At 49.4% G+C, this 26,200-nt stretch carries 22 protein-coding genes; 14 read left to right on the plus strand and 8 right to left on the minus strand.

Annotated features, from left to right (window positions below; translation table 11 throughout):
* Positions 1–25: 25 nt before the first annotated feature.
* Positions 26–478 (minus strand): AraC family transcriptional regulator, encoded by a 453-nt coding sequence (locus FPZ45_RS20515; RefSeq protein WP_144705988.1) that lies wholly within the window; start codon positions 476–478, stop codon positions 26–28.
* A gap of 209 nt (positions 479–687) precedes the next feature.
* Between FPZ45_RS20515 and FPZ45_RS20520 the strand changes: the two genes are divergently transcribed.
* Together FPZ45_RS20520 and FPZ45_RS20525 are read left to right on the plus strand one after the other, a co-directional pair.
* On the plus strand, positions 688–1,539 hold the full coding sequence (locus tag FPZ45_RS20520) for an AraC family transcriptional regulator (RefSeq protein ID WP_144705990.1): 852 nt from the start codon (positions 688–690) through the stop codon (positions 1,537–1,539).
* A 133-nt stretch (positions 1,540–1,672) separates the two neighbouring features.
* On the plus strand, positions 1,673–1,912 hold the full coding sequence (locus tag FPZ45_RS20525) for a DUF5050 domain-containing protein (RefSeq protein WP_144705992.1): 240 nt from the start codon (positions 1,673–1,675) through the stop codon (positions 1,910–1,912).
* Positions 1,913–1,975: 63 nt separating this feature from the next.
* Here FPZ45_RS20525 and FPZ45_RS20530 read toward each other — a convergent pair whose 3' ends face one another.
* The 3 genes from FPZ45_RS20530 to FPZ45_RS20540 form a co-directional block, all read right to left on the minus strand.
* Positions 1,976–4,309, minus strand: a complete 2,334-nt coding sequence (locus tag FPZ45_RS20530) for a transglutaminase domain-containing protein (protein ID WP_144705994.1) — start codon at positions 4,307–4,309, stop codon at positions 1,976–1,978.
* A gap of 110 nt (positions 4,310–4,419) precedes the next feature.
* Positions 4,420–5,694 carry a DHHW family protein gene (locus FPZ45_RS20535; RefSeq protein WP_144705996.1) on the minus strand — a complete coding sequence of 425 codons (1,275 nt, stop codon included), beginning with the start codon at positions 5,692–5,694 and terminating at the stop codon, positions 4,420–4,422.
* A gap of 21 nt (positions 5,695–5,715) precedes the next feature.
* Complete coding sequence (locus FPZ45_RS20540) at positions 5,716–7,128, minus strand: MBOAT family O-acyltransferase (protein WP_144705997.1); 1,413 nt, start codon at positions 7,126–7,128, stop codon at positions 5,716–5,718.
* A gap of 190 nt (positions 7,129–7,318) precedes the next feature.
* On the opposite strand from FPZ45_RS20540, the gene FPZ45_RS20545 reads away from it, so the two are divergent.
* The 6 genes from FPZ45_RS20545 (at position 7,319) to FPZ45_RS20570 (ending at position 13,277) form a co-directional block, all read left to right on the plus strand.
* Positions 7,319–9,007 (plus strand): hypothetical protein, encoded by a 1,689-nt coding sequence (locus FPZ45_RS20545; RefSeq protein WP_144705999.1) that lies wholly within the window; start codon positions 7,319–7,321, stop codon positions 9,005–9,007.
* A gap of 77 nt (positions 9,008–9,084) precedes the next feature.
* The gene (locus FPZ45_RS20550) at positions 9,085–9,741 is read left to right on the plus strand and encodes an ArsR/SmtB family transcription factor (protein WP_144706001.1); all 657 of its coding nucleotides are present in this window, start codon (positions 9,085–9,087) and stop codon (positions 9,739–9,741) included.
* Between the two features lie 39 nt (positions 9,742–9,780).
* A complete protein-coding gene (locus FPZ45_RS20555) occupies positions 9,781–11,082 on the plus strand; it encodes an MFS transporter (RefSeq protein ID WP_144706002.1) in 1,302 nt (433 codons plus the stop codon).
* Between the two features lie 164 nt (positions 11,083–11,246).
* Positions 11,247–11,699, plus strand: a complete 453-nt coding sequence (locus tag FPZ45_RS20560) for a MarR family winged helix-turn-helix transcriptional regulator (protein WP_144706004.1) — start codon at positions 11,247–11,249, stop codon at positions 11,697–11,699.
* A gap of 60 nt (positions 11,700–11,759) precedes the next feature.
* A complete protein-coding gene (locus FPZ45_RS20565; protein ID WP_144706006.1) occupies positions 11,760–12,569 on the plus strand; it encodes an NAD(P)H-binding protein in 810 nt (269 codons plus the stop codon).
* Between the two features lie 105 nt (positions 12,570–12,674).
* Complete coding sequence (locus FPZ45_RS20570; RefSeq protein WP_144706008.1) at positions 12,675–13,277, plus strand: DUF3995 domain-containing protein; 603 nt, start codon at positions 12,675–12,677, stop codon at positions 13,275–13,277.
* A gap of 75 nt (positions 13,278–13,352) precedes the next feature.
* On the opposite strand, the gene FPZ45_RS20575 is transcribed toward FPZ45_RS20570, so the two are convergent.
* Complete coding sequence (locus tag FPZ45_RS20575) at positions 13,353–13,985, minus strand: stalk domain-containing protein (protein WP_342780079.1); 633 nt, start codon at positions 13,983–13,985, stop codon at positions 13,353–13,355.
* Between the two features lie 220 nt (positions 13,986–14,205).
* On the opposite strand from FPZ45_RS20575, the gene FPZ45_RS20580 reads away from it, so the two are divergent.
* Positions 14,206–14,595, plus strand: coding sequence for a GNAT family N-acetyltransferase (locus FPZ45_RS20580; protein WP_144706012.1), 390 nt, complete (start codon positions 14,206–14,208; stop codon positions 14,593–14,595).
* A 51-nt stretch (positions 14,596–14,646) separates the two neighbouring features.
* On the opposite strand, the gene FPZ45_RS20585 is transcribed toward FPZ45_RS20580, so the two are convergent.
* Complete coding sequence (locus FPZ45_RS20585; RefSeq protein ID WP_186438488.1) at positions 14,647–16,149, minus strand: UDP-N-acetylmuramoyl-L-alanyl-D-glutamate--2,6-diaminopimelate ligase; 1,503 nt, start codon at positions 16,147–16,149, stop codon at positions 14,647–14,649.
* A gap of 421 nt (positions 16,150–16,570) precedes the next feature.
* On the opposite strand from FPZ45_RS20585, the gene FPZ45_RS20590 reads away from it, so the two are divergent.
* Together FPZ45_RS20590 and FPZ45_RS20595 are read left to right on the plus strand one after the other, a co-directional pair.
* Positions 16,571–18,388, plus strand: coding sequence for a family 43 glycosylhydrolase (locus tag FPZ45_RS20590; RefSeq protein ID WP_144706016.1), 1,818 nt, complete (start codon positions 16,571–16,573; stop codon positions 18,386–18,388).
* 163 nt (positions 18,389–18,551) lie between these two features.
* On the plus strand, positions 18,552–19,001 hold the full coding sequence (locus FPZ45_RS20595) for an acetyltransferase (protein WP_144706018.1): 450 nt from the start codon (positions 18,552–18,554) through the stop codon (positions 18,999–19,001).
* Positions 19,002–19,014: 13 nt separating this feature from the next.
* Here the strand turns inward: FPZ45_RS20595 and FPZ45_RS20600 are convergent, their stop codons facing one another.
* Positions 19,015–19,962, minus strand: a complete 948-nt coding sequence (locus FPZ45_RS20600) for an iron-hydroxamate ABC transporter substrate-binding protein (protein ID WP_144706020.1) — start codon at positions 19,960–19,962, stop codon at positions 19,015–19,017.
* Positions 19,963–20,204: 242 nt separating this feature from the next.
* Here FPZ45_RS20600 and FPZ45_RS20605 point away from each other — a divergent pair, with 242 nt between their 5' ends.
* A complete protein-coding gene (locus tag FPZ45_RS20605; RefSeq protein ID WP_144706022.1) occupies positions 20,205–21,053 on the plus strand; it encodes a hypothetical protein in 849 nt (282 codons plus the stop codon).
* On the opposite strand, the gene FPZ45_RS20610 is transcribed toward FPZ45_RS20605, so the two are convergent.
* On the minus strand, positions 21,050–22,084 hold the full coding sequence (locus FPZ45_RS20610) for a hypothetical protein (RefSeq protein WP_144706024.1): 1,035 nt from the start codon (positions 22,082–22,084) through the stop codon (positions 21,050–21,052). The genes FPZ45_RS20605 and FPZ45_RS20610 overlap by 4 nt on opposite strands.
* 669 nt (positions 22,085–22,753) lie before the next feature.
* Here FPZ45_RS20610 and FPZ45_RS20615 point away from each other — a divergent pair.
* Positions 22,754–24,610, plus strand: coding sequence for a sensor histidine kinase (locus FPZ45_RS20615; RefSeq protein WP_144706026.1), 1,857 nt, complete (start codon positions 22,754–22,756; stop codon positions 24,608–24,610).
* Positions 24,585–26,159, plus strand: a complete 1,575-nt coding sequence (locus FPZ45_RS20620) for a response regulator transcription factor (RefSeq protein ID WP_144706028.1) — start codon at positions 24,585–24,587, stop codon at positions 26,157–26,159. The genes FPZ45_RS20615 and FPZ45_RS20620 overlap by 26 nt, the downstream gene beginning before the upstream one ends.
* The last annotated feature ends 41 nt before the right edge of the window (positions 26,160–26,200 follow it).

A 26,200-nucleotide genomic window follows, 5' to 3' on the forward strand; every position in this document is an offset into this window, starting at 1 on the left:
CTTGCAAACGACAAAAGGTATAAAACTATAACGGTTTTATAGGCACGCAAATTTCACAAAAGTCATCCATAAGCATCTTACCAGTGTATCTTTCTAGAATGGGTTTGTTGTCCATTTGATACTTGCCGTTCTGTAAAGCCGGATACAATTCAGCCCATGCTTTTTGAATATCTTCCGCTGTGTGTTTAACCTTGCAAATCATATATTCTCCGCCAGAAAGTTCACTTTCGCAGATAGAATCGTCAATTTGATAATCCTCTGAAAGAACAATACCTGCATCATACCTACAGTCTGCAGGAGGTGTTGTTTCGGGGTTATCTTGTGGTATTCCGAGTAATATGGCCGATTCTTCAAGCAAACCTTTCTCCGCAGCCCACCTTTTTAACTTCTCCATGGCTAGAGTATTGGCGGGACCATACGGACCGACTTGTCGAACGTAGGCAATGCGGTAATGTGGCAGAGTCTCGACTGTAATCATTGTTTATTTCTCCTCTCCTATTTGGTGATAGTTGATACGTTTTGGATGCTATCATGATATAAAAAATATATCCATCCGTTTTTTATTAATCACGAGTTACGATTCAGTAAAGGAAATGAACGTTTGGGCAGTCTTGCATTATCGTGCACGGAATGCACGGATACGAGCTCCATATCGAGATATAGTCAGTTTGGGGAGGATGACCGTGGATGGATTGGGTTGAAAGAATGAATAAAGCTATCGGTTACATCGAGGATCATATCAACGGGGATGTAGATTATGAAGGGGCGGCCAAAGTCGCATGTTGCTCGGTGTACCATTTTCAACGCATGTTTTCGTTTATAACGGATGTTCCACTATCGGAATATGTGAGAAGGCGGCGACTAACGTTAGCGGCTTTTGAACTTCAGAACAGCTCTATTAAAGTGATTGATCTGGCGCTTAAGTACGGGTATGAGTCGCCGGAATCGTTCACCCGCGCGTTCCAGAACTTGCACTGTACTACTCCGACGGCGGCGCGCCGAAACGGAACAAAACTCAAAGCCTATCCACGGATCTCTTTTCAAATCTCGATTAAAGGAGCGGCTGAAATGAATTATAGGATCGAGGAGTTGAAAGGGTTTTCCATTGTAGGGATGCAAGAAAGAGTGAATACAAGCGAAACTTCTACGATTATTCCCCGCATATGGAACAATGCTCGGGAAGGAGGACTCTTCGAACGGTTGTGGGAAATCGGGGCATTCGATCATTCGATGCGGGGGTTACTCGGCGTGTGCGCCGACGGCGACTTCGGAAAGAACGAGGAGTTTCATTACATCATGTCTATCGTATCGGAACAAGCGCCGCCTGAACGGATGGTTAAAAGAGACTTTCCGGAAGCGACATGGGTAGTGTTCGAGGCGGAAGGAGGGCCGGAAGGAATTGGGGGGATATGGAAGCGGCTGTATACCGAGTGGGTCCCGGTTTCTGGTTATGAGCTTGCCTATCTGCCTGCCATTGAGTGCTATTTGCCTCCGGAAGAAAACAGGAATGAACTTTGGGTAGCGGTTGTAAAAAAATAACGACGGAAAAAGCCACCGGAGTTCCGGCGGCTGGTCACGGTGAAAAACAAACGCGACAATCATTCAAAATATAGCAATTATGGATAGGGAAATTCTAGTTAACCTAGGTAGATAGAACTACAATGTTTCTTATTTGGCTTCTTTCATCCTGAGCTTAACCGTGTCGGGCGAATGGATTTATTTCGTGGATACCAGCGATGACGGATTGTACAAGATGAAGAAGGATGCCATGAAGCTCACTCGTCTAAGCGGCACGAAGGTTAAAGCCGCTGGTATACTTCGCATAGAGGGCAGTTGGATCTACTTCATGTACAATCGAGAGCCATTTAAGATCAAAACGGACGGAACCGGTTTTCAAAAGATCGGTTTATAATACAAAGAAGGCTGCGATAGGTCACATGCTCCCGACCCATCGCAGCCTTAAATCCAGAAGGTATTACAATCCGACAACCACGTAATTACTTAAGCTGCCCATGCTGGCCTTCTCCTGCTTGTCTTTGGGCAGACCGCTGATGACTTTTCTTGCCTCTTCGACCAGATCGCTTCGATCGATCTTTGCGCCCAATCGAATCACAATATGAGTGCTGCCTGTCTGAACTTGCTTGGACAACGTGGAACCGAATTCGGAAGACGATTTAGCCTCCAGACCGTTCGCGACATAATAATCCTTGGAACCGTCCTTAGAGATGAATTTCGAAAGCTCTTCGTCCTTCCAGAATTCCTTAGACATCGTGAAGTTCAAAGACTCTGCGATCTCATCGCTGGAGTAGAAGAGAAGATAAGGGATACCGCTGTTCGTTGCATTGTTCGTAGAGTCAACATGCACCCAGCCATTGTCTAGCTTGACCTTATTCCAAGCATGAGGAACGCCGTTCATATCGCCGGTTACGACGATCGTCTCCACTCCTGCCAAATCGCTTAACATCTTATACACGGAAGCATAAGAAGCGCATACGCCGACCTTCTTAACCATAATGCCGTAAGTCGTGAATGAGTCGTTGAATGCAGGGTCGATCTTCCGGAAATTGTTGGCCTCTGCGTTCTCAAGCGCGGCATTGTCATACTTCGTATGGTCATTTAGATAATCGTAAATGGCTTTATACTTTTGCTCTGCGGACATGTCCGGTTTAATTGTATCAGCCACGATTTTGTTCGCCTCGGCCAGAACTTCCTGCTGCTTTTGCTTGATCGCGTCCGCCGATTCTTCATACTCTAGCTTTAGCGTCAAGGACTTATAATCGTATCCCCAACCCTGTAGCCCCATGACAAGCGGATTCTGGTACATCACTTCTTGCATGACGTCGGAGATAGTCTCGAAGTTCTGGGCTTCGGGAAAAGCCTTCAGCGAGATGCTTTCTTGAACATCAATCATGTTGATCGCTAAATACTCTTCGAGCGCCGTATCTGCATTGACCTTAACATCCTCGATAACTTCGGGAACAGGTACCGATTGTTGATTGCCCTCGTCGACTTTTTGCTTCGTATTTTCCTTTTGGGCTTCTTCTATGCCTTTATCCTGCTCCAAGCTAGAAGATGGAGCTTCAATAACCGTAGGGAGATCAGGGTCGGGTACGTAGTCGGTCGTGTTCTCAGGCGCGAAAAAGCCGGTAGAACTGTCTTTAGGCGTAGCTTCGGCAAGTGCCTTCAGATCAGCTTCCGTCAAGTTCTCGACATATACGGCACCCTTCATAGCCGTACCTTTGATCGCAGCGGGAATTTCAGTGCTTCCATGTTCTTGAATGCTTACGTTAGTGTCGTAAATGACATCTCTCGAAGAATGGGAGCCATCGATCAAGGTGACATCGATTTTCGTCGGCAAAGAAGAAGCACGATCGAATGTGGAATATAATATATTGTTGATTCCATCAAGCTCTTTCGGTAATTGCGAAGATAACGTTATCGTGCTTGCGGCATTGCTGAAAATAGACTCTTTGCCATCTTTGACCGCCGTAACATAATACTCGCCGTTAACGCCTTGGTTTTGAGATACGACCCTGCCATCGTTGCCTTTAACTAAGCCGCCGTTGCCGTTTTTCAAGAAGTCGTCAAACTCGGTCTCCGTAATCGTAGCTTGCAGCAATGGACCAGGCCCTATGTACCCTTCCTCGGCTCCCGTTACCGCCAAGTTCTTGGTTTCCAACAATACGATTTTGCTGCGCTGATAAACTTTGTATTCCGTTGCGCCTTCTACCTTATCCCAAGTTAATTTGAAACGACCGTCATTGCCGACGTTATACTTGAGGGTCGGAACTTCTACTTCGGATTTGACAGTGAACGGAACAATAATAGGCTTCTCTAGCTTAGTAGGCGTTGTCGCATCCATATCGTAGTTGATACGGACATAGTAGATCGGGGCATTTCCCCAACCATCGTACCCGTTCAGGTGATCGGAAGTAGATAACACCGCGCTACTCGGCTTTACCTCAAGCGTATTCTTATTCTCTTGATAGTCTTTAGGGGAGACAAAGGTTAAGATACGACTCTTATCCTCTGCTTTAATATCCGTGTGGACGGTGATCACATCGTTCTCGCCCGTTACGTCGCTGTTAAACTTAAACTCGAATACTTTGTCCCGAGGAACATTGTACATAGGCATTAAAGCCTTGTCCTTATCGGAACCGTACTTCTTCTTGAGATCAAGAACCGTTACCCCGCTCGTGTTAATGATGGTTTCCGTAGGGGACTTAGAAGGTTGCACTTCTTCCTTACCGCCGAAACAAGCGGTAAGGAGCATACTGACAAGCAAGAATAATGACAACGTCTTTTTCAAATCGTACACCTCTCCGCACCTAATAGAGTCAAAAGTCTCTGTTATTCGACAGTATTATACATGATTTTGGCAGGATATGGTGTTTAAATTAAGTTAAAGAAAAGTCGACATTATTTTTCAAAATCATAGGAGCCGCTAAACAGATTATCGTCGTGGAAAGCAAGGATTAAGATATCGTAGTGTTCGCTGGTAAGAATCTCTTTCAAGCTGAACTCCGAATAATAGCGATTGTCGTAAACCGTGAGTTTGTTAAAATGTTGGGCGATATACGGCGTAATGGGATTCATAAAAGAATCTTTAAGCAGTAGAACGTTTAGTCGATTGTTTGCTTTCGGGTTTTCATAAGCAATCTTTCGTCTATCCCCGCCATAGATGGTGCCGTAAGAATAAGTGCTTTGACCCCGTTTGAAACCGTAAAAATCGTTAAAGTTCTTGACCGTTTGCGTCCCGTCTTTATTAATCACTTCAAAAGGACTAAACGCGAAAGGTGCTTTCGGTTCGTAGATCACCGTTCGATCGGCTGTTTTAGGATTGACGACAAAATTGATTTGCGAGTTATAACTGCCCTCGAAGCTGCCGATCGTTAATGCGGAGACGCGAATATCGTCCAGAGACATCGGCTTGCCGTCGAACTTGGGCGATTTGTCGGAGATCTCCGTGATCATATCTTGATAAGCGGTAAAAGCGCCCTTGATATTCCAATGGTGGTCGGTTTCCAAATAAAGTTCTTCCAGCTTCGCGTTCGTGAAGGAATCGAACCTCTTGCCGATATCCACGACGTTTACGTTCTGATCGAGCTTGGATAAGAAATAGTCCTTCGATCTAGCATAAGCGTCGGTTTGCATATAGTCCGGATAAAGATGCATCAACGCTTTGGTTCTCGACGGATTAAAGACGAAATACGTTTCGGTCTGTTGATTTTCGGCGAACCGAATCGCGTCGTTTAATTTGGCGGTCGATTCGTCGATTTTATCCGTATGAACGACTTTGTCCGTAACCGGAAATATCCACTTTTTGTTGATGACCACTAGATTGGAGACGATACGCGAATCCTTCACGACCGTTCCGTCATCGGGCTTCTGCGGGGTTTTTATGTCGAACAAGTTTTCCAGCAGCATGGAGTTGAACATCCCAGAATTTTGTTGATGTTGATAGAGGCTCACCATTTCGTTGCGAAACGCGATTTGATCATTGAAATACTGATTCATGTCCTCGAAGAAACTCCGTGTCGTAACGGCGTCTATGCTGAAAGTGGGCAACTTGCTTAAAGTTCGATTTTCAATGGGGGAGACGTCTTTATCCGGAGAGACGATGCTGGCAAGCGCGAAACCGAAAATAATAGCTAGGAATAGCACCATATAAATGATGGAGACGGGTTTATTCACTTCGGTACTCCTTAGGATCGATTAGAATCTGAAATACAAAAAAGGGTTATAGGTTGAATTAATAAGATATAAGATCACTTCCGCGAAGAGGAAGAAGTGAAGCAGCAGCGCGCCAACCGTTTGGACTTGCGTGATCGACTTGCCGAACCGAAGCTTTCGAAGGCTAGGATAGATTGGCGCGGCGACCAGAATGGCAACGGCCAACTGGAGCCAATTCATAGATAACAACGACAATGCTTGGGAGTCGAAAATGGCGTTGCCGTGGGAGTAGAACATGGAACGAATGAAATCCGTTGCGTATCCGAAGTCGTCGGCTCGGAAGAACACCCACCCGATCATGACAAGCAGGATGACCGCTGCATGATTTAACGGAAAGATCTTGGACAGTATCCTTTCGAGACCGGCTTTCTCCGCGGCGATCAAGATGCCGTAGTACATTCCCCAGGCAATAAAAGTCCAACTCGCCCCGTGCCAGAACCCGGTCAGCGCCCACACGATGAATAAGTTGCGATACATTTTCCACGGGGCGACTCGGCTTCCGCCGAGCGGGATATAGACGTAGTCCCTGAACCAACTGCCAAGAGAAATGTGCCAACGCCGCCAGAACTCGGAAATGCTCTTGGAGATGTACGGGTAGTTGAAATTCTCCGCGAACTCGAAGCCGAACATTTTACCCAGCCCGATCGCCATGTCGCTATAACCCGAGAAATCGTAATAGATTTGCAACGTATAAGCGATAATGCCCACCCAAGCGCTCCCTGTGGAAAGGTCCATGGCGGAAGTGGCGAATACGGTGTCCGCGACGGAGCCGAGCGGGTTGGCCAAAAGGACTTTTTTGGACAATCCGAGAATAAATCGTCTGATTCCGTCGGCGAATTGAACGGAAGTAAATACGCGTTGGCTGAGCTGCGCGGCGACCGCATTGTATCGAATGATGGGACCTGCTACGAGCTGCGGGAAAAACGTAATGTAAAGCGCCAGATTGAAGAGGTTACGTTGCGCTTTTTCCTTCTTGCGATAGACGTCGATTAAATAACTGAGGACGTGAAACGTATAGAAAGAAATGCCTAAAGGCAGCGGCACCGGCACCGGCTTAAGATGAATATTCGTTTGCAATGCGGAATTGATCATATCGACAAAGAAGTTGGCATATTTGAAGAAGCCCAGAAGCCCGATGTTTACCACGATCGCCATCGTTAAGATCGAGACTCTCTTATTCCCGCGATTCCCCGCGTTATCGATCCATATCCCATAACCGTAGTTAAGGATGATAGATACGATCATGAGTGCGACGTATCTCGGCTCGCCCCAGGCGTAGAAGACCAAACTGAAAATCAATAGAATCGTATTTTTATATTTGAACGAAACGGCAAAATAAAGGGAAAGAACAAGCGGCAAGAAGAAAAACAAAAAGATGACTGAACTGAAAACCAAAACGGAATTCCTCCTGATGTCTGCGATCAAATGTGAGAAAGCTTGATTATATCAAACTTAGACCTATCAGGATGAAGTAGCTTTTTCCAAACCTGCGCTTTTCGAAACTTTCGAGCGAGGATTTCCGTCAATAGGCGTAGGATAATTATGGTAATGGGTGGGGCTTTACAGCTCGCATAGGAGGAGTCCGATGAAAAGGATACGGTATGGGATTCTATTGCTATTGGCCGCTGTGACAATATTACAAGGGTGCAGCAGAGGGAAGATGGACGAGAATGCGCCAGTGGGTATTCCGTTGATTAAAGACGTACAGTCGATTGCCGTACTGGACCGTGACGGTAACATCGTTGCGGAGCATCGGGAGCTTGACGTCATCGACCAGTTGCTGCAGGGAATGAAGGTTGCAAGGCTCTCCTATATCGGGGATCCGGAAGAATCCGGCGATCTGTATGAGATCATGATAACCGGCAACGGGGAGTCTCGTACATTTTCCATCAACGATCTGAGGGGAACGGATACCCTGGGTGTCAGCGTCAAACTCTATGCAACGTTGCCGAATGAACAGAGCGCAAGGGCTTGGTCGTTGAAAACGGCTTGGATGCAGCTGCTGCTGGATCCTGCTGTTAACGAAGATGAGCCTGAGCTGTTCGTTACACTTAATGAAACCAGCGATAGCGTCATACTGGTGGCCAATCGCGATATTGATCAGCAATCTTTAGAAGGGGCCATCCAATCCACTCTTAATATCAGATCGAAAACCACGGGCGGAACCACAAACTACACGCTGAATTGGACGGATTCGCGCAGGGTTGTCATCCGTTTTCTCGAGCTGCCTCAAGGGGCAACGGCAGAGTTAATGTTGGAAGGTGTTGCGGCCGAAGATGGAGAACGATTCCATATTCACGCGCCTCATGACGGCAAAGTCATCGCCATCCATCAAGGCCCCGCTTGGAGCGGGCTTCGATGGGTCGATACGTCCGGAAGAACCGTTCACGAACATGGCTTCGATTCGGCCGTGTTCATTGAGCCTTTACGATATGAGGAGTACGCCCAAGAAATCATCATCTATAATCGCGACAATACAGCCTATCTATTTCATCCCGAAAAAGGGGAGATAGCGGACGGTACCTTTCGGGAATGGGCGGATAATGTAGAAGCTAAGTACGGCAGCGACTATGGAGTCAACGTGCTTTATTCATATCCGGCCGATACGGCTGGTTTCTTCGTCGCGAGGGGACTGAAGACGATATATCGCATCCATTCCGCAGATGGCAAGCAGTTGCCGATCTATGAAGCCGACCGTCCCGTCTACGGCATGGCTTCTTCGCCTGATGGTAAGCACATCGGCATATTGGTCGATTCGGAGTCGAATCTTGGACCATACGCCGATCTTTTAGTTATAGATGCCCAGGGCAAGAAGATCTCGGAGTTTAAGAAGGCAGCCTATATCGGACATAGCGAAGGTTGGCATCTCATCTATCCCGTGATGTGGACGGATAATGAGACGATTGCCGTTCCTCTGATCGGTAGTTCAGGCGAATCCTTCTTACGGGGAAAAGCACTATTCGATTATAAGGCAGGGTTTCTGTCGAAGGGAGAAAATCCTGCGTTGCCGGAAGACGCCGTCTCTCTTCTACAGTCTGAGATCGATGGGCTGGACGAGACGGAAATCACGCGCTTACTTCCTAAACCGCACGACGAACTTGCGCGTTATTATGCCGTATTCGTGGTCGGTTCAGGGAGTTATCTAATTGATCGGGAAGAGAAGAAGGTAACCTTGCTTGGTTCCGGAGCATTAGTCACATGGACGTCAGCGGGGCAAATTGTGGTTTGGCATTCTACGGAAGGAAAGTCCGTGGATTTTGTGGGCATCGAATAGCCTTGACGCTAATCAGACATTACTTTATCATTAAGTCTATTCAAGAGAACTATTGAATGATTGAGGTGTTATAATCCATGAACTTTGAACGAGAATGGAAGGATCAACTCTACCAAGAGTTTGCCCGTATCGGTAAATGCCTATCCAGTCCCAAACGGTTGGAGCTTATTGATTTACTTGCGCAAGGTCCCAAATCCGTGGAGCAGCTTGCGAAAATTACCGGAATGAGCGTTGCCAATGTATCGCAGCACCTGCAAACTCTGTATGAATCGAGGTTGGTTCGATTCAACAAAAAGGGCAATTTCGTCATTTACGAAATTGCGGAACTATCCGTAGCCGATTTCATGGTCTCTTTGCACCGGCTCAGCGAGAAGCAACTGGCGGAAATACGACGGTTAAAAACGGATGTTTTACATGAACACGCCATCATGGAACCGATTGCTCTTGAAGAGCTTATGGAACGGATGGAAAAAGGGGGAGTGGTGTTGTTAGACGTGCGGCCGGAGGACGAGTTTGCTATGGGTCATATTCCAGGCGCCATATCTATACCTATAGATGAACTTGAGAAACATCTCGCGTCTTTGCCGGCCGATAAGGAAATCGTGGCGTATTGCCGCGGCCCTTATTGCCTCATGTCGGCGCAGGCCATTGAAATATTGAAGAGAAAAGGGTTAAAGGCCTCGCGATTGGAAGAAGGCGTTCACGAGTGGAACAGGTATGCAACAAAGGCCTGATTGATTAAAGTATCCATAAGAGAAAGGCGGTTCTAGGCGATGACGCATGAACCCCACCATATACAGGATTACGTTGATTCTCCCAGCAAGCAGCAACAATTATTTAAGCGCACCTTACTGATCGTCGTTATATCGCAAATATTCGGAGGTGCAGGCCTTGCTGCCGGTGTCACCGTAGGCGCGCTGCTTGCCCAGGACATGTTAGGAACGGAGAGTTATGCAGGTTTGCCGGCAGCCTTGTTCACTCTTGGCTCAGCTTTGACGGCCTTTCTTGTGGGCCGTTTCTCTCAAAGACATGGGCGCCGGATGGGTCTTGCCGCTGGATTCTTTGCAGGGGGAATCGGGGCAATAGGCGTAATCTTCGCCGCAATAAACGATAGCGTTATTCTTCTGTTCGCTTCTCTTTTTATTTACGGAGCAGGAACCTCGACAAATTTACAAGCACGCTATGCGGGCACGGACTTAGCTAAGCCTAACCAACGAGCTAAAGCTATTAGCATTGCGATGGTTTCGACGACCTTTGGGGCGGTTGCGGGGCCGAACATGGTTGGCGTCATGGGCAACTTTGCTAAGTCGATCGGAGTCCCGGCCCTTGCAGGTCCATTTATTTTAGCTGCGGGAGCTTTCCTCGTTGCAGGGGCCGTATTTACGATTTTCCTTCGTCCGGACCCCTTCGTCGTAGCGAAGGCCATATTTAAAGCACAATCGGATTCCAGCCGATCAACGGCAGCGCACGCGAATATGCGTCAAAATAACAACAGAGGCTTGATTGTCGGGGCAACCGTCATGATCTTAACTCAAATCGTGATGGTCGCAATTATGACTATGACGCCTTTGCACATGAAGCATCATGGACATAGTTTAGGCGATGTGGGGTTAGTCATCGGCATCCATATTGGCGCCATGTATCTCCCTTCCCTCATTACGGGCGTGCTCGTCGACAAGATCGGCCGCGCAGCGATGTCCATCGCTTCGGGTGGGGTTCTGCTCGCCGCTGGCATTGTGGCAGCTCTGGCGCCTACCGATTCCATTTTTGTACTTATTATTGCTCTGGCTTTATTAGGACTCGGCTGGAACTTGGGTTTGATCAGTGGGACCGCGATTATCGTAGATGCAACAGAACCAGGAACTCGAGCGAAAACGCAAGGAACAATCGATGTGCTAATCGCGCTGGCAGGAGCGTCGGGAGGGGCGTTATCCGGGATGGTTACGGCTCATACGAGTTACGCGACACTTTCGCTATCCGGCGGCGGACTCGCGCTCCTACTCATTCCGGTAGTGATATGGTCCCGCAGAAAACAAAAGAAAGTGGTCTCGAACAATCTCCCGATGAACGGATAGATCACAATAGGAGCGGGCTGGGGGCTGTGACTGCTTGCCGTGAGGCAGGTTGTTGCAGCCTTTTTGGGCTTTTATACGATTGGTTTTATTGGTTGACAGAGGCGGGCGACCGCGGATAAAATGTGGTTAGTTAAACATTAAACTATATGCAGGAGTTTTGAAAGATGGACGTTCTTCAGCGTTATGTGTCCCAGCAACCGCTAGAGGTGGAAACTTTTTTTGCCATGGTGGATACAACGGCTGAGCTTATCGGCAATTCGGAGAAATATTGGTCCTCGCGGGGGATTAATGGAGCTCGAATCCGCATTCTGGTCGAGATCGCCAAAGCGGGCGGTACCATTCTCCCTTCAGTCTTGGCAGTACGCATTGGGGTAACGAAGGCCAATATCAGCGTTTTGCTAGTGCCGTTGGAACAGCAGGGCTACATTCGAAGCATCAGCGACCCGAAGGATGGCCGCAAGCGTAGAATACTGCTCTCCGATGAGGGAGAGAAGCTGCTTCTGGATGTATTGCCAGGAAATCGCGCGGTCATTGCTAAGCGGATGGAAAACTTGGATGCGGACAAGTTAAAGCTATTACTGTCGCTTCTGCGCAAATTGCAGGCAAGGAAGGAGTAATGGCTTCCTGCGCCTATATAGTTAAATATTTAACTACTTAACCTTAGAGGAGTCGGTTCTATGAAAATCGTTCTAACTGGTTCGACGGGTCATTTGGGAGGATTGATTCTGAAACAATTGCTTTTCCGATGCCGCGCAGAAGACCTGGTCCTTAGCGTCCGACAGCCGCATATCGCTGAAGGATATAGGGATCCGAATCTGGATGTACGGTATGGCGATTACGATGTGCCGGAATCCCTCGAACCCTCTTTCCGCGGCGCTCGTAAATTGATGATGGTATCCTCCCCCTGTACGGACGAAGCCATTCGTCTGCGACAGCATCTTTCCGTCATTGAAGCGGCTCGCCAAGCCGGAATCAATCATATCGTCTATACCAGTATATTTGCACCGGAGAAAGGCAACCTGTCCGTCCATAAACTTCACTTGGATACGGAGCAAGCCATAAGGGAGTCGAATATCCCTTATACGATTCTGCGTAATGCTTATTACACGGATATCGTGAAGTTCCTGGGGATCCGGGAAGCGGCTGCCAGCGGGATTCTGGTCAGCCCCCCGGGGAATTGGAATTTTAATACCGCCTCTCGTTGGGACTTGGCGCACGCCGCCGCTATCGTCCTTACCGAGGAAGGGCATGAGAATCGGACATACGAGCTGACCCCAACGCGAACTTGGAATCTGGATGATCTGGCAAGGGCGATCTCGGAAGTTACAGGCAGGAAGGTCGTTCACCGCACGGACAAGGATTATCAGAATAACATCTACCGGATGCTGCCGTTCTCCGATATGCAATTCACATCCGATGACTTGGCCGAGCTGGTCGGACAACCTCTTCGTTCCGTGAAAGACGAAGTGCAGGACATTTTCGGATAGAACCTGTTTTCAGACCTCAGACCAGGTCATTCCCGGACAACAGATGGTTCCGTATTTCTCCTCCGCTTGATAAAATAGGACTCGAAATCAAGGGAGGGGAGACTTATGGATCTAAAAGCAAATGCCCCCGGACTTCGTATGCAGTCACAATCGAACCGAAGGCGTTCCTTAACGTGGTCAGGATATGCCGTATTCATTTGGTCGGTCGCCTATATGCTGCCCCATCTTTATTGGGCGATGGGTGGCAAGCTCGGTTTGTCGATACTGAAGCCGGGTATATCCGAATCTCCCCAATGGGAAATGATTAACTGGGTGGCTTCCGTTTTTCTCACGGCGGTTGGACTTCTGGGAATTACCCTGATCTATCTCAGAAAACGAAAATTACTAAGCTGGTCATTGCTTGCGGTGCTGCTGGCGGGATGCTCTGTAGCGACATCGCACGGCATTTATGGAATCGGCTATCGCATCCTCCAAATTACTGGCGTTATCGGAATAGAATTAGAGTCGTTTAACGCGAAGCAACATGTTTTTGTTCTGTGGGATCTATTTATTTTCGAACCGTGGTTTCTGATCGAGGGTATTCTTCTGGGAATCTTAGGCTGGTGTTTCATGAACAACCCGCGTCACAGACGAATCTGGTTGACGCTCTGTACGATAGGCGTCCTATTCGGCTTAATCACGGGATTGCTAGGAGTACGATTCGCTTAAGCGACGAGATGACTTAAAAAAGGGCCGGAGCACCTCTAACAGAGGACCCGGCCTTTTAGTGGTGTGGTCAGCACCTTATTTGTAGTAGGAAGTAGTCAGCGGGACGAACAAACCGCCGCCGCTCTCGAGTTCCGTATGAATAAACAAAGTATCAACGCCGCCGATATCTACTTCGATCGTCGCTAAACCGTCGGCTATCGAGATCGCTTGTTGTTTAAGCTCGGTACTGGTGTCGCTGTCTTTAACGACCAGATTTTCGATATCCTTGCCAGTGGCGGCCACTTGCAGATAAAGCTTCTGGAATTTCTTCTTCGGGTGGAGAATGAAGGAACTGCTTCGGCCTCCGCTCTCGTTGTCGAAGTAAACGTCCTTGTAATCCTTGCCGTTGTAAGAGGTTTTCGCGGGATCCTTCGTATGGTACATCGAATCGAAGCCCGCGGCGATCGCGACGCCTTCAGACTTCTCTCCGAGCTGGATCATTCCCGTTTTGCTATCGTAATCAACGGCGACTTTTAGCGCATCGGCGATCGCGCGCACCGGCAAGTAAGTCGAGCCGTTATACGTAATCGGAAGGACAGGCGATCCATTGGCATCGACCAATTGAACAGGGGATCCATTCGCTTTGAAATGAAGTCCGGAATTCAAGTAAGCTTTGATCTCTTGCAGGTTAGACCCGGCGTAAACGCCGGCGCCCATGCTTGCGAACAAGGACAGACCGATGACGGTAGCGGTAATTTTCTTTTTCAGTGTGATTCACTCCTCATCCAGAATATAGCTTCTACAATCCAAAATGATTATAGAAACGGTTACCTATTGGCAATATGTTTTTTATTACGGATTATTCTAACAAAAACTAAAGTGGAACACTTGTTCGCAAAATGTTACGCTGTAGATAGTTAATATTATTGTTGGGAACGGAGTGAATCTTTTGTTGGATCAAACGAAAGAAATACAAGTAGAGATTAGGACTTGGGCACATACCGATCTCCCGTTGCTGCATCGTTTGAATGCGCCGGAGATGCTGGATCATCTGGGAGGTCCGGAGACGGAGGAGCAGGTTTTAAACCGCCACCAACGATACGTTGAGATCGAAGGGAAAGGGCAAGGAATAGCGGCTAAAGCGGGGGAGCTTGCCATAGCGAACGCTGCCGTGGAGAAGAAGAGAAGGCATATTCATGCATTCCCTTCCATCGACAATCTCGCATCGAACGCCATTTGCAGGAAACTAGGTTTTCAATTGGTCGAGGAGTGCAGCTTCGAATACCCGCCTGGGAATTTTATTCGATGCAACGATTGGAGATTGGATCTCGGTACGTGATGACAAGTCGCCCTATAGCAAAAGGAGCCCCCAAGAAGGCTCCCCCGTCGTTCATTCCGAAAAGGCGCTCAGTTCCAGTCCGGAATGCTCCTGCTCCGCCATATAGGCGTTCACAATTTCTCTCTCGTTAAACGGAATTTCCGCGTTTCCCAATATTTGCGTCGTTTCGTGCCCCTTGCCCGCAATGACGACGATGTCACCCTTACGGCATTCGTTAAGCGCGTAATGAATTGCCTCCTTGCGATCTAGGAACGAACGGTAGACGCCACCGGCTTCCTGCACGCCTCGCTCGATTTCAAGCAATAGACGAGCCGGGTTTTGCTGCTTCGGATTATCGGACGTGACGACGGACAAGTCGGCGAAGGTGCCGGCTACCCGCCCCATCGCCAACCGTTTCCTTTCTCCATGCTCGCCTTCCGCCCCGTACACCCCGAACACGAGAATGATCCGGCCCTTGACGAAGGGAAGCAGCGTGAGCAGCAGCTTCTCCAGTCCATCTTCGGTATGAGCAAAATCGACGATGACCCGATAGTCGCCATTCGCGTATACCGTCTCCATTCTGCCGCGTATCCCCTTCACTGCCTCCAGCCCGCGACGAATGGCGCTCAAGTCGATCCCCTCGCTTAAACCGAATGCAATAGCCGCAAGGGCGTTATACACATATATCATGCCGGGAAAATGAAGATCGACGGCAAATCTTCCGACCGGCGTATGGGCGATGAAGCTCGTCCCGTCCTCCCGGCAGCGAATTTCAGTGGCGTACACCTCGTTCTCGCTCCGGATGCCGTAACGGATTAACCGTGGCGCCCGCCCGCGCAGTCTTTCGATCAGACGACGACCGTACTCGTCGTCCCCGTTCACAATGTTCGCCGCCGTCGTTCGGTCAAACAATTGCGCCTTCACTTCGAAATAGCTTTCCATCGAATGATGAAGCTCCAGATGATCCGGGGTCAGATTCGTGAATATGCCGGTTCGGAACCGGCAATAGGCGGTTCGCTTCAAGCTCAAGGCATGGGAAGACACCTCCATCACGCAATCGCGGATGTCCGACTCCCGCATCTGAAAAAATAGTTGCTGGAGATGCAGCGACTCGGGCGTCGTATTGCGGGATTGAACCGCCTCGTCGCCGATGAAGCTTCCTATCGTACCGATCAAGCCGACGGATCGATCGGCGGCCTTCAGAATGGATTGAATGAAGTACGTAATGGTCGTTTTGCCGTTCGTTCCGGTTACGCCGATCAGATTCATCGTTTCAGTCGGATTGCCGTAAAAGGTTGCCGACATTCGGGCCAGCGCATCTCGGGAATCCGCCACCTTCAACACAGCGATCCCTTCCGGCGCGACGGATTCTTGCTCGACGACGACTGCCGAAGCGCCCCGCCCGATCGCCTGCTGGATATAGGCATGTCCATCCACCTGAAATCCGGAGATCGCCACGAAGAGGCCTCCCGCCGTCACTTCCCTCGAATCGAACGCGATAGAGGTAATCTCCGTCTGCAGCTCTCCTTGCTGCAACGTGTAGGCCAGATCGGCCACGACGGATACCAGCTTCATGATGGACCTCCTTTCCAAGCCGGCGTACGTTCGGGTGTTACCCGGAACCTGTGTGTGCTCAGTATATACCGATGCTCCGAAATTAATCGGACACATCCCATCATTTATCAGGGCTAGGATAGGATTACCTAACCGATATCATTATTAAAACAGAGGTTTGTATCTAACTTTTATCGGGGATGTAAAGGTCCCGTAAATTAAGCCAGAAATAACAGGGAAAAGTTTAAAAATACCCCACTATGTAATCGGTTACATTTCTTGTAAGCTAGAGTTGATTCCTATATTTACTAGTTTCCATTTTGAACGCCAAAGGGGGATGATCGGATCGATTTCTTTGTCTGGTTGCCAAGCAGTCTAACGGTATGAAACATGAAACGCTATACCGGCATGCAACCCAAATCCATTTCATAGGGAGGCAATAATGATGAAAAAAAAGCATTGGAGTCTAATCTTATCCGGAACAATGCTGCTGTCCGCGTTTTTCGGATTCACGTCCTCTTCTTCGGCCGCAGATCCTGTCGTCACGTCCGGAAATCCCATTTTCACCAGTATTTTCACCGCCGATCCTTCCGCGCATGTGTGGGGCGACGGACGTATTTACGTGTACGCGTCGCATGATATTTTCCCGTCCCGGGGCAGCGATCTCATGGATAAGTATCACGTATTCTCGTCGGATAATATGGTGGATTGGGTGGACGAAGGGGAGGTTCTTCGCGCTGCCAACGTGTCGTGGGGCAGGCCGGAGGGCGGCTTTATGTGGGCTCCGGACGCCGCTTACAAGAACGGGACCTATTATCTTTACTACCCTCATCCCAGCGGCACGAATTGGAACGATACTTGGAAGATCGGCGTGGCCACAAGTAATAAACCTGCCGCGGACTTTACCGATCAAGGCTATATCCAAGGGCTCCCGGGCAGCAATATGATCGATCCGAGCGTGTTTCGCGATGACGACGGAACCTATTATCTGTATGCCGGCGGCGGAGGTAAAAGCTACGGCGTCAAGCTAGCCAGCAACATGACCTCGATTGACGGACCGATCAAGCAGTTCACCGAACTGCAGGACTTCCACGAGGCTACATGGGTCTTTAAGCGGGGCAGCATGTATTACTTGATGTATTCCGACAATAATCCGGGAGCAAACCGGGTGCGGTACGCCACTAGCAGCGGTCCGCTTGGGCCATGGACGAACCGTGGCATTATGTTGGATCCGGTATTAAATAGCGAGACGACGCACGGATCTATCGTGGAATATAAGGGGAATTGGTATTTGTTCTACCATAATGCCAAAATCTCCGCCAACGGTACGCTGCGTTCCGTCTGCGTGGATCGGTTGACTTTCAATTCGGACGGGACCATCCAGAAGGTCATCCAGACGTCCGAGGGAGTTCCGGCCGTCGGGCCGCGTTCCCGCGCCACGGAGATCAAGTATTACGATTTAATTAACGAGAACTTTGACGCATATACCCAGAAAACGGAATATGCCATGAACGGCAGCAACGTTACGATCGGAGGAGGAGCGACTCGCTCGGGCGCCAATATTGAAAATATGCACAACCAAGGCTCCTATATTCAGTTGAGCGGCATTAACGGCGGCGCAGGCGGCAAGGAGCTTCTTACCGTGCTTTATGCTTCCGGCGACAGCGGAGCGGCCTTTAAGGTGGACGCCAGCGGAGACACGACCGGGGACGGCTATTTTCTTTCCCTGCCCGGTACGGGCGGATGGGGCAACTATACCGGTCGAACCAATCGTCTGATCGATTTGAACCCGGGCGCGAACAACGTCATTCGGCTGAACGGCGGTATGGGAGGAGCCAATATCTCCCGCGTCATCGTATCGTTAAAACCGGCTACCCAGCCAACGGAATACCCGATGAGCGGGAACAACGTGACCGTCGGGGGAGGGGCGACCCGCTCGAACGGAACTATTGAAAATCTGCATATCCCGGGTTCCTACTTCCAATTGACGGGCATTGACGGCGGCACGGGAGGAAAGAAGCAACTGACCATCGTTTACGGTTCCGCGGATAACCAATCTACCTTTAAGGTAAACGCCAGTGGAGACACGACGGGGAACGGTTATACTTTTTCCTTGCCGGGTACGGGTGGATGGAGCACTTATACCGGTCGCGTGAGCGGTCAGATCGATCTGAACGCAGGCACCAATAACGTGATTCGCGTGAACGGCGGTATGGGGGGAGCCAACGTCACTCGTATCATTGTCGCACCGATTCCCTGAAGCCAAGCCGGTTAGATCATGATCGGCGCAAAGCCCGCTCGAAAAGAGCGGGCTTATTTGTGTAAACTTCTTTTAACCCTTTCTTATTCGAGCAAGACCATGTACTCTTAAACTATTGGTCTAAATAAAACGATAGCCTCGTGAAATTATAGGAGGAGCAACCATGTTAAACGAGATAACCCCATTCCAGGAAAGCGACCACGATACTCTAGTCGATATTTGGTATCGAGCCGTATGCCGCACCCATACGTTCTTGACGGATTCGGACATCGCGTTTTACCGCGAGTTCGTTCAGAACGGGGCATTAAGACAAGTCGAGGTCTGGGTCAGCAGAAACGAAAATAAAGAACCGGTTGGCTTTATCGGACTTGCCGGAACCGGGATCGAGATGTTATTCGTAGATCCGGAGCACCATGGCAAGGGCATAGGCAGCCAGTTAATCAAACACGCCCAACAGTTAAAAGGAATCACGCTCCAAGTCGATGTCAATGAGCAAAACGAAGGAGCGTGCGCGTTCTACAAACGTATTGGTTTCGTACAGATTGGGCGGTCGGAATTGGACGGCTCGGGCAAGCCTTTCCCGTTACTTCATCTGGAATACAGGTCGGAATAGTGTTTCGATTGGCTTAATTCGCTGTTAAGAATCCATTTTTGAAAATGTTCAGCAAATATTCGAGCGTTGTCGGATCGCTATACGTCGACGACTGTGTATCGATCTCGATGACGCGATTGTTCTTCACCGCCGGAATGTTCTTCCACATTTCCGTATCCAAGAATGCGCCATTTCCCTCCTTGTTTTTGCTCAGCACAATGAAATCCCCGGCATACTCGGGAATAACTTCATGCGACAGCGTGTGGTAGCCCGGTCCCAGCGCATCTTGCTCGACTTTGGCGGGCATTTTCAGCCCCATCTCCTGGTATAGAATTTCGGTACCGCGCGCCCAGTTGTTGCCGAATACGTAAATGTCCTTCATGTCGTATTCGAAGACGGATACGGTGACGTCGTCGCCGTACGTCGCTTTGATCCGGTCTCCGGCCGCTTTGGCGCGGCTCGTGAAATCGTCGATCCATCCTTGAGTCTCCGCTTCTTTGCCAAGTAGCTTGCCGATCTCGAGCTGTTGGGCCTGATAATCCAGCTTGCCCCATGTGTAGACGATCGTCGGGGCTATCTCGCTCATCTTGTCGAGATTATTCATCCAAGAACCGGCAATGATCAGATCGGGCTCAAGTTCGATGATTTTTTCGAGATCCGAATCGGATACGGTCACTACGCCGGCCAGCTTGTCGGTGAACAGCGGATTTTTCTTTGTCCACTCGTCCACTCCGACCAGATTTGCATTCAGGGAAACGAGGTTAGGGGCGTTCGTCAATCCAATGATTCGTCGAGGGTTGGCCGGGACTTTCACCGGACCGTTCTCGGAATCGTAGGTCACAGTTTCGGATTGCGCTTCCTGGCTCGGCGCTTCGCCTATCGACGCTGTGTTGCTTTCGGGGGCGGTAGCCGGCTCATTGGCGCCGCACGCGCTCAGAGCAAGAGTAATGAGCAGAATGAAAGGGATGAATACCTTTTTCATGTGAGGGTTTCCTCCATTGGAATGTGTAATAAAAGCCCTTAATTAGTCGATAATGAGAATCATTATCATTCACTATAATAAAGATTTTTGCCGGATTACGCAAGTAGGCGGGCGTGGTTTTGGTTGGAGTTTGTGTACGATCATAGATCTTGAATTGCGAACATATGTGCGGTATAATCAACGCGAACCTCCCAAATTTTGGTTTGGGAGGTTCGCGATCTTCTTTATGAGGGAGTGGCGTTATGACGCATGCTAAAGTTCGCCTCAAGGAAATCTCAGTTATTTTTCCCGGTCATAGCCAAAGCGAGATGGAGTGGAACAGAGCATTTAGAGCGCTTTTTATGGAGATCCCGAATCAAAATCTTACCTTTTATCCCACAGTTCGAGATCACCAACCGATGACATCGTTCAGAACGAAAGCCGTGGGTTTTCTCGAGATTAAGTTACATACGACTACACCGATTTCTGCACGAATCGGAAAGCTAAACATTTTGAATAATGCGGATGCCCATGACCACTCGGAACCTCATCATTCGGAAAAGGCAGAAGTGAATCATTTAAGCCATTCGAATCCAAATACGATTCAGTCTGTTTACTCCAGATTGAAGGGGTATCTTGTAGGTATTGATCATACGGGAGTTAATATTCCAATGTCTATAATGTCTAGGGACAATTGGGAGCAATTATTAAGTGACCTATCCCCAATATCCAATCTGTACCGGTATCCGGGTGAAGAATGGCCGTTTATCATTCCCGCCAATGAGGAAGAGTTTCGTCATGATATCATTGATTTCACGGAGAATCGAAATCCGAAATTCGAATGGGTCTACGACAGGTATGCTTCCGTTCCTATTTTACAGTTTGCTCTAGTTACCGATCTGTCCAAACATGAGCTTGAGGAGGCATTCCCTGCTCCGATTGGGTTTGCGATTCCTGGACTTGAGGATATTTTCCGTAGTATTATCATCGACTCTCCATGGCGGGAGGATTTAGAGATACGATTCGATCTCTATTATAAACGCAACCAAAGCAATCCGACCGAATGGGAAACCGGAGAATGGTTGGTTAAAGAAGGCGGAAGAATCGTTTAGCGGTCTTCCAATCGCTGCACGAATGCCTTCGGTTCGTCCAAGGCCAAATAAATAAACTTAACGGTGCGCGGCTGGAAGAGAAAACCTTGGATCTGCATCGGATGCGCGAGTTCTATCCGCACGTTGGGTGCAGAAAGCATAGGCATAGCCGAATCACGCTGTTCATTCCGGTCCGGACTGTACTCGGTTGAGCATGCAACATTGGCGATGGCGGTGAGAGGGATATCCGCCTGAATTCGCAAGCCGTATCGAAGCTTAAGATGGCCGGCGGCAAGTCTGACCGGTTGCAGGAAGGAAGCTCGGCTATCCGCCCAGATCAACGATAGAAGCCATAGGTCGGCGGCTGTCATGATCCAAGCCGCCCAATGGGACCATTGTTGGAGCAGCAGATGCATAGCGACTCCTTCCAGAACGATAATCTTCGTGATGATCGCCGCATACAGCGTCTGGCTCGTCTTGCGGTGATAAGTAAAACTTGTCATGGAATCCTCGTTATCAGATTTCCTTTTTCTCCCCCATGAAAAAAATAGATGATACAGCATGCTCAGATCATGAAGCAGGAAGTGGGCGAATTTCCCCTTGCCGACCCCTTCATACATCGCGATCCGTAGCGCCTCTCCGGTATCGGGCTCTTGCTTGGAGACCAGGCGGAAGCGCCGGACGAGCCGGTACACTGCTCTTAATTCATATCCGAGAATGGCAACTTCTAAGGCTATAATCACTGCCTCGACCGGCCAGACCGACTGCCAGACCATGCCGCGCATGGACACAGGAAGCGCGACCCACGCAGCGATGGCGCCCGCTATTGGCCACGGTGCGACTTTGGCGATCGATTTTCCTTGAACCCGTAAGACGAATACCCAATATAAGAACGGGATGACCAGCATGAAATCGAACAGTATCGCGTAAACCAGGATAGGATCTTCCGCGAACGGCGCGGTCAGACGAACAACCGCCGTATCCGTGATCAAGATCAGTGACACGAGAGCGATCAAAAAGTAAATGGAGCGTTTCGATTTAGCCGTAACCATGTATCAACCCGCCTTCGCTTAATGATGAAATGCCTAATTTCATTTTACTGGGAATTATGTAAACCCGGTATATTCTCAATGAACGATAAGTTGACGATTTGATGACGGAAAAGAGGGTGTCCCATAAGTCGCATTTCTACAATCGGACAGCAACAACCCTGCACCACCGAGCTTAACGGACATGCAGTACTTATTTGCCCGATGATGTACCGATTAGAATTCTAACGGACTTGGCAGCAGCTAATCGCTTGAATTAGGCCGAAATCATGCTTTTCGAGGGCAATAAAGGCCCTGGTGTCCACTAAATTCCGGAAAACGCTGATTTCGTAGAAACAACGGCGCTGAAGTCCGTTAGCCATGCGGGTATGGACATACGAGCAGTGGCGGACACATGAACTTACCCGAGCCAGGCGTCGCGCGGCTATCCCTCGCAGACAATCTTCTAAGAATTGCAGCTGTGAACGCAAAAAATCGAGGAGCTAAGCGAAGACAACCGCTTAGCTCCTCGATTTCTTCTAAATATCATCCTATTTTACTGCTGAGAGTGACCACAGATTGCTTTTGGGGCACCCTCATTATTTTACCCCGGGTTCTGAAGCCCTGCATGCGGTGCGGATTTTGGAGATGCAAATGGACGAATCGGGGGGAGAGCGGCTAATATAGGAGGTATTGCTCGGCGGGAACCCTGACGGTTATGCCGGAGACGGCGACAATAAGGCATCCATCCGGGCGCTGCAGAGGGGGAGAGACGGCGAAATGAACCGTATCTACAAGAGAAGCTTGTTTGCCAGACTGCTCGTCTGGATGCTCGTCATGACGACGATTCCGTTTATTCTGTCGAACGTCATATCCTATCGGTCGAACTATCGTACGCTTCAGGAGCATTCGATCGAGCTCAATCAGAATACGATGACCATCGGCATGGACAATATGAAAAAGTATTTGCAGGAGCTGAATCTATTGTCGGTATCCTGGTATGCCGACCCGGACTTTGCGAGGTATGTGTGGAAAAACATGACTCGCTTCGAGCGTAATATGTACATTCAGAGAAAACTGAACGAGACGTACAGCAGGCGTCCAGAAATCAAGATGGTCAACTTCTATGATAGGGGCACCGGACAGCATTTTCAGCTCGATAATTTGATGGGCAACGATCGCTGGCAGACGGTACTGCCCCCTGCGAACGAAAAAGAATGGGACAGTGTGGCGAATTACGAGACGAAGCAACTGGGCAACGAGCGGTTTCTCGCTTTTCACAAGAAGCTGATCGATTATCCGAATTCGACGGTGATCGGTCTTCTGTCGATCTATGTGTCCTTGGACGAGTTGGAGAGGCTGAACCGGCAGCTTTTCGATTCCGCCAGTGAAACGATGTTTCTGTTCGTTGACCGCAACAATCAGATGCTGTATTCGTCGGCGAGCGAATTGAAGCAGCTGGATTCCATGGATACAATCGCAACCGACCCGTCGAAGTCAAAGGGCTACAGCTTCGGTAAACTGAACGGTAAGAGCGGCGTGTACGTGTACATTCGCGACCAGTACCTGGGCGTGCCGTTAACAAGTCTCAAATTTATTTCAGCGGCAGCGATCAATAAAGTAGCCAGAAATACGTTGAACCAGACGATCGCCATACAGGCCGCCGCCGTTGCGTGTGTCATCTTGTTCGCGCTTCTCCTATCCTACTCCATTACGGTTCCGATCAAGCGGCTTGTGCACAACGTATCCCGGGTAGGAATCGGCATGTTTGACGGCGTCAAATTTAATGCTCGGGAGGACGAGATCGGCATTCTGGAGCAACGCTTCGAAAGCATGGTGCACAACCTGAAAGAGATGATCATCAAGGACTACCAGCAGAAGCTTGAAGTATCGACCGCGCGATTGAAAATGTTGCAGGCCCAGATTAACCCGCATTTTTTGTACAACACGCTGCAATCGATTTCTACGCTTGCGCTGCGTTATCGGGCGGAAGAAATTAACGACAGAATATCGGAGCTTGGCTTCATTCTGCGTTATAGCATGGATATGAAAACCGAAATCGTTCCGCTGGGCAAGGAAGTCGAGCATATCGAGCATTACCTGTCCCTTCAGGAAAACAGATTCAAGAACAAGCTTTCATACCGAATTTCATGCGAGTCAGAGGCGGAAAATGTAACCGTCCCCAAAATGATCCTGCAGCCGCTCGTGGAGAACAGCATCATCCACGGCATCGAGAACGGGATTGGCGCGGGTTTCATTCATGTGGATATTGCCTTGAATTCCGGACTGACGATCCGCATCGTCGATAATGGCAAAGGCCTCGAGGATGGCACGATCGAGCTGCTCAAAAAAAGATACGCCATCCACCACGTTCAGGATTGGGAGGGCGGAGGCATCGGCTTAATGAACGTGCTGCAACGGCTGTGGATTCGTTACGGCGACTCGTTCGAATGGCAGATTAGCAGCGTTCCCTACGACAAAACGGAAATTACTTTGACGATTCCCCTTGAGGAGGCAATTCAGAATGAAACTATTGATTGTGGACGATGAGCAGCATGTCCGGGAGGGCATCGAGCTGTCGATATCGGCCGAGAAATTCGGCATAACGGACATTCTGATGGCCGAGAACGGTCTGGAGGCGCTAGAGCTGATCAAGATCAGCAAACCGGCCGTCGTATTCTGCGATATGAAAATGCCGATGATGAACGGAATCGAGCTGCTGGAGAAAATAAGGGAGTTGCAGCCGAACACGCAGGTCATCGTTATTAGCGGGTACAGCGATTTCGAATATACGCGGGCGGCGATCAAAGCGAACGGTGTGGACTATATTCTAAAGCCGTTTCACAGGAAAGAGCTTGAAGAAGCACTGCAAAAAGCCGTTAACGCCTGGAACGAGCTGGAGTCCAAAAAGCAGTCGGAAACGGAGCACGGACACATCGTCCGCAAGGCGGACGCGATGCTAGACGAGAAGAAGCTGGCTTCCTACGCGAGAGGGGAAAGTCAGCTTAACGACGCAGTCAGGCGGTTGTTCGCCAAGCACGGCTTGTCTGAGCAGGCTCTGAGCATTGCCGTCATTTTGCCTCGCAAAAGAATGGACATTGTGGGTAGTCGATTTGAAATGGACGAGGAGCTCTTTTTCTTCGCGGTCGATAACATCGCCCGGGATGCGATAGGAGAACGCCCGAATTACTTGTGCAGGCTGAACGACTATCAGTGGCTGATCATAGTGGGAGCGAATTCGCCGGTGCAGAGAACCCTCGATCCGTCGTTCGACCGTGTTAGGCGAGCCTGGAAGACGACGCTTGGGCTGGACGTGCTGATTGGGCAATGTCCCAGAGCGTGCAGTGCCACGGAGCTTGTTCAAGCGATCGGGGAGGCGAAAAACGAGTTGCTGGGCTGCGATGTGCTGTCGGGCAAGGCGATGCTCTCGAAAGCTTCGTCCACTCCGGAAATTCCTCCGTTCATGAACCAGCAATTATTACTGCAAACGGCGATCGATGCGGGGAATAAGCGTTTTGTGCTGGACATCGTCGGAAAGTACGGAGACAGTCTGCGGGCGCAGGGGACGCTTGCACTCAAGTCGCTGCAAATCTGTTCTTTGGAGGCGAATTTACTGCTCAGCAGGTTGGCGGCCAAGCAATCGGGAGCTTCGCCGGTTCCTAACTTGCCGCTCTGGATCAGCGATCTGGAGGAATGGGAGAAAATGCTGCTGCAGCAGTTCTGGGTATTGCTGGAGACAACGAATTCGTCGTTTGCCGGGAATAAAGAAATCGAAGCGATTCGGGAGTATTTGAACCATCATTTTCACGAGGACATCTCGTTCTCGACATTGTCGGAGAAGTTCCATCTTAGCCCGCAATATATTTCCAAGAAGTTCAAGGAAACGTACAATACGACAGTGATTTCGTATTTGACGGAATTGAAAATCGAGAAAGCCGAAGCTTTGCTGGCCAATACGAATATGCCGGTGGCTCAAATCGCTAACCAGCTTGGCTACGACGACGAGAACTACTTCAGCAAAGTGTTCAAGAAGCAGACGGGGATGTCGCCGCTTCGCTATCGCAAGGTTCGACAACAAACGCAAATATTCCCTATTTAGGCGAGGATATTCCCTGCCAAGCCGTATTGTAAGCGGTTAGA

It is taken from the genome of Cohnella terricola (genome assembly GCF_007786475.1).
In the GTDB taxonomy this organism is placed as follows: Bacteria; Bacillota; Bacilli; order Paenibacillales; family Paenibacillaceae; genus Cohnella; species Cohnella terricola.

Excerpts from the sequence above, each read along its gene's own strand:
- FPZ45_RS20610 (WP_144706024.1), bottom strand. The coding sequence starts at position 22,084 with ATGGTTACGGCTAAATCGAAACGCTCCATTTACTTTTTGATCGCTCTC.
- FPZ45_RS20565 (WP_144706006.1), top strand. The coding sequence starts at position 11,760 with ATGAAAATCGTTCTAACTGGTTCGACGGGTCATTTGGGAGGATTGATT.
- FPZ45_RS20560 (WP_144706004.1), top strand. The coding sequence starts at position 11,247 with ATGGACGTTCTTCAGCGTTATGTGTCCCAGCAACCGCTAGAGGTGGAA.
- FPZ45_RS20515 (WP_144705988.1), bottom strand. The coding sequence starts at position 478 with ATGATTACAGTCGAGACTCTGCCACATTACCGCATTGCCTACGTTCGA.
- FPZ45_RS20590 (WP_144706016.1), top strand. The coding sequence starts at position 16,571 with ATGATGAAAAAAAAGCATTGGAGTCTAATCTTATCCGGAACAATGCTG.
- FPZ45_RS20605 (WP_144706022.1), top strand. The coding sequence starts at position 20,205 with ATGACGCATGCTAAAGTTCGCCTCAAGGAAATCTCAGTTATTTTTCCC.
- FPZ45_RS20570 (WP_144706008.1), top strand. The coding sequence starts at position 12,675 with ATGGATCTAAAAGCAAATGCCCCCGGACTTCGTATGCAGTCACAATCG.
- FPZ45_RS20585 (WP_186438488.1), bottom strand. The coding sequence starts at position 16,149 with ATGAAGCTGGTATCCGTCGTGGCCGATCTGGCCTACACGTTGCAGCAA.
- FPZ45_RS20595 (WP_144706018.1), top strand. The coding sequence starts at position 18,552 with ATGTTAAACGAGATAACCCCATTCCAGGAAAGCGACCACGATACTCTA.
- FPZ45_RS20545 (WP_144705999.1), top strand. The coding sequence starts at position 7,319 with ATGAAAAGGATACGGTATGGGATTCTATTGCTATTGGCCGCTGTGACA.
- FPZ45_RS20555 (WP_144706002.1), top strand. The coding sequence starts at position 9,781 with ATGACGCATGAACCCCACCATATACAGGATTACGTTGATTCTCCCAGC.
- FPZ45_RS20600 (WP_144706020.1), bottom strand. The coding sequence starts at position 19,962 with ATGAAAAAGGTATTCATCCCTTTCATTCTGCTCATTACTCTTGCTCTG.
- FPZ45_RS20550 (WP_144706001.1), top strand. The coding sequence starts at position 9,085 with ATGAACTTTGAACGAGAATGGAAGGATCAACTCTACCAAGAGTTTGCC.
- FPZ45_RS20620 (WP_144706028.1), top strand. The coding sequence starts at position 24,585 with ATGAAACTATTGATTGTGGACGATGAGCAGCATGTCCGGGAGGGCATC.
- FPZ45_RS20520 (WP_144705990.1), top strand. The coding sequence starts at position 688 with ATGGATTGGGTTGAAAGAATGAATAAAGCTATCGGTTACATCGAGGAT.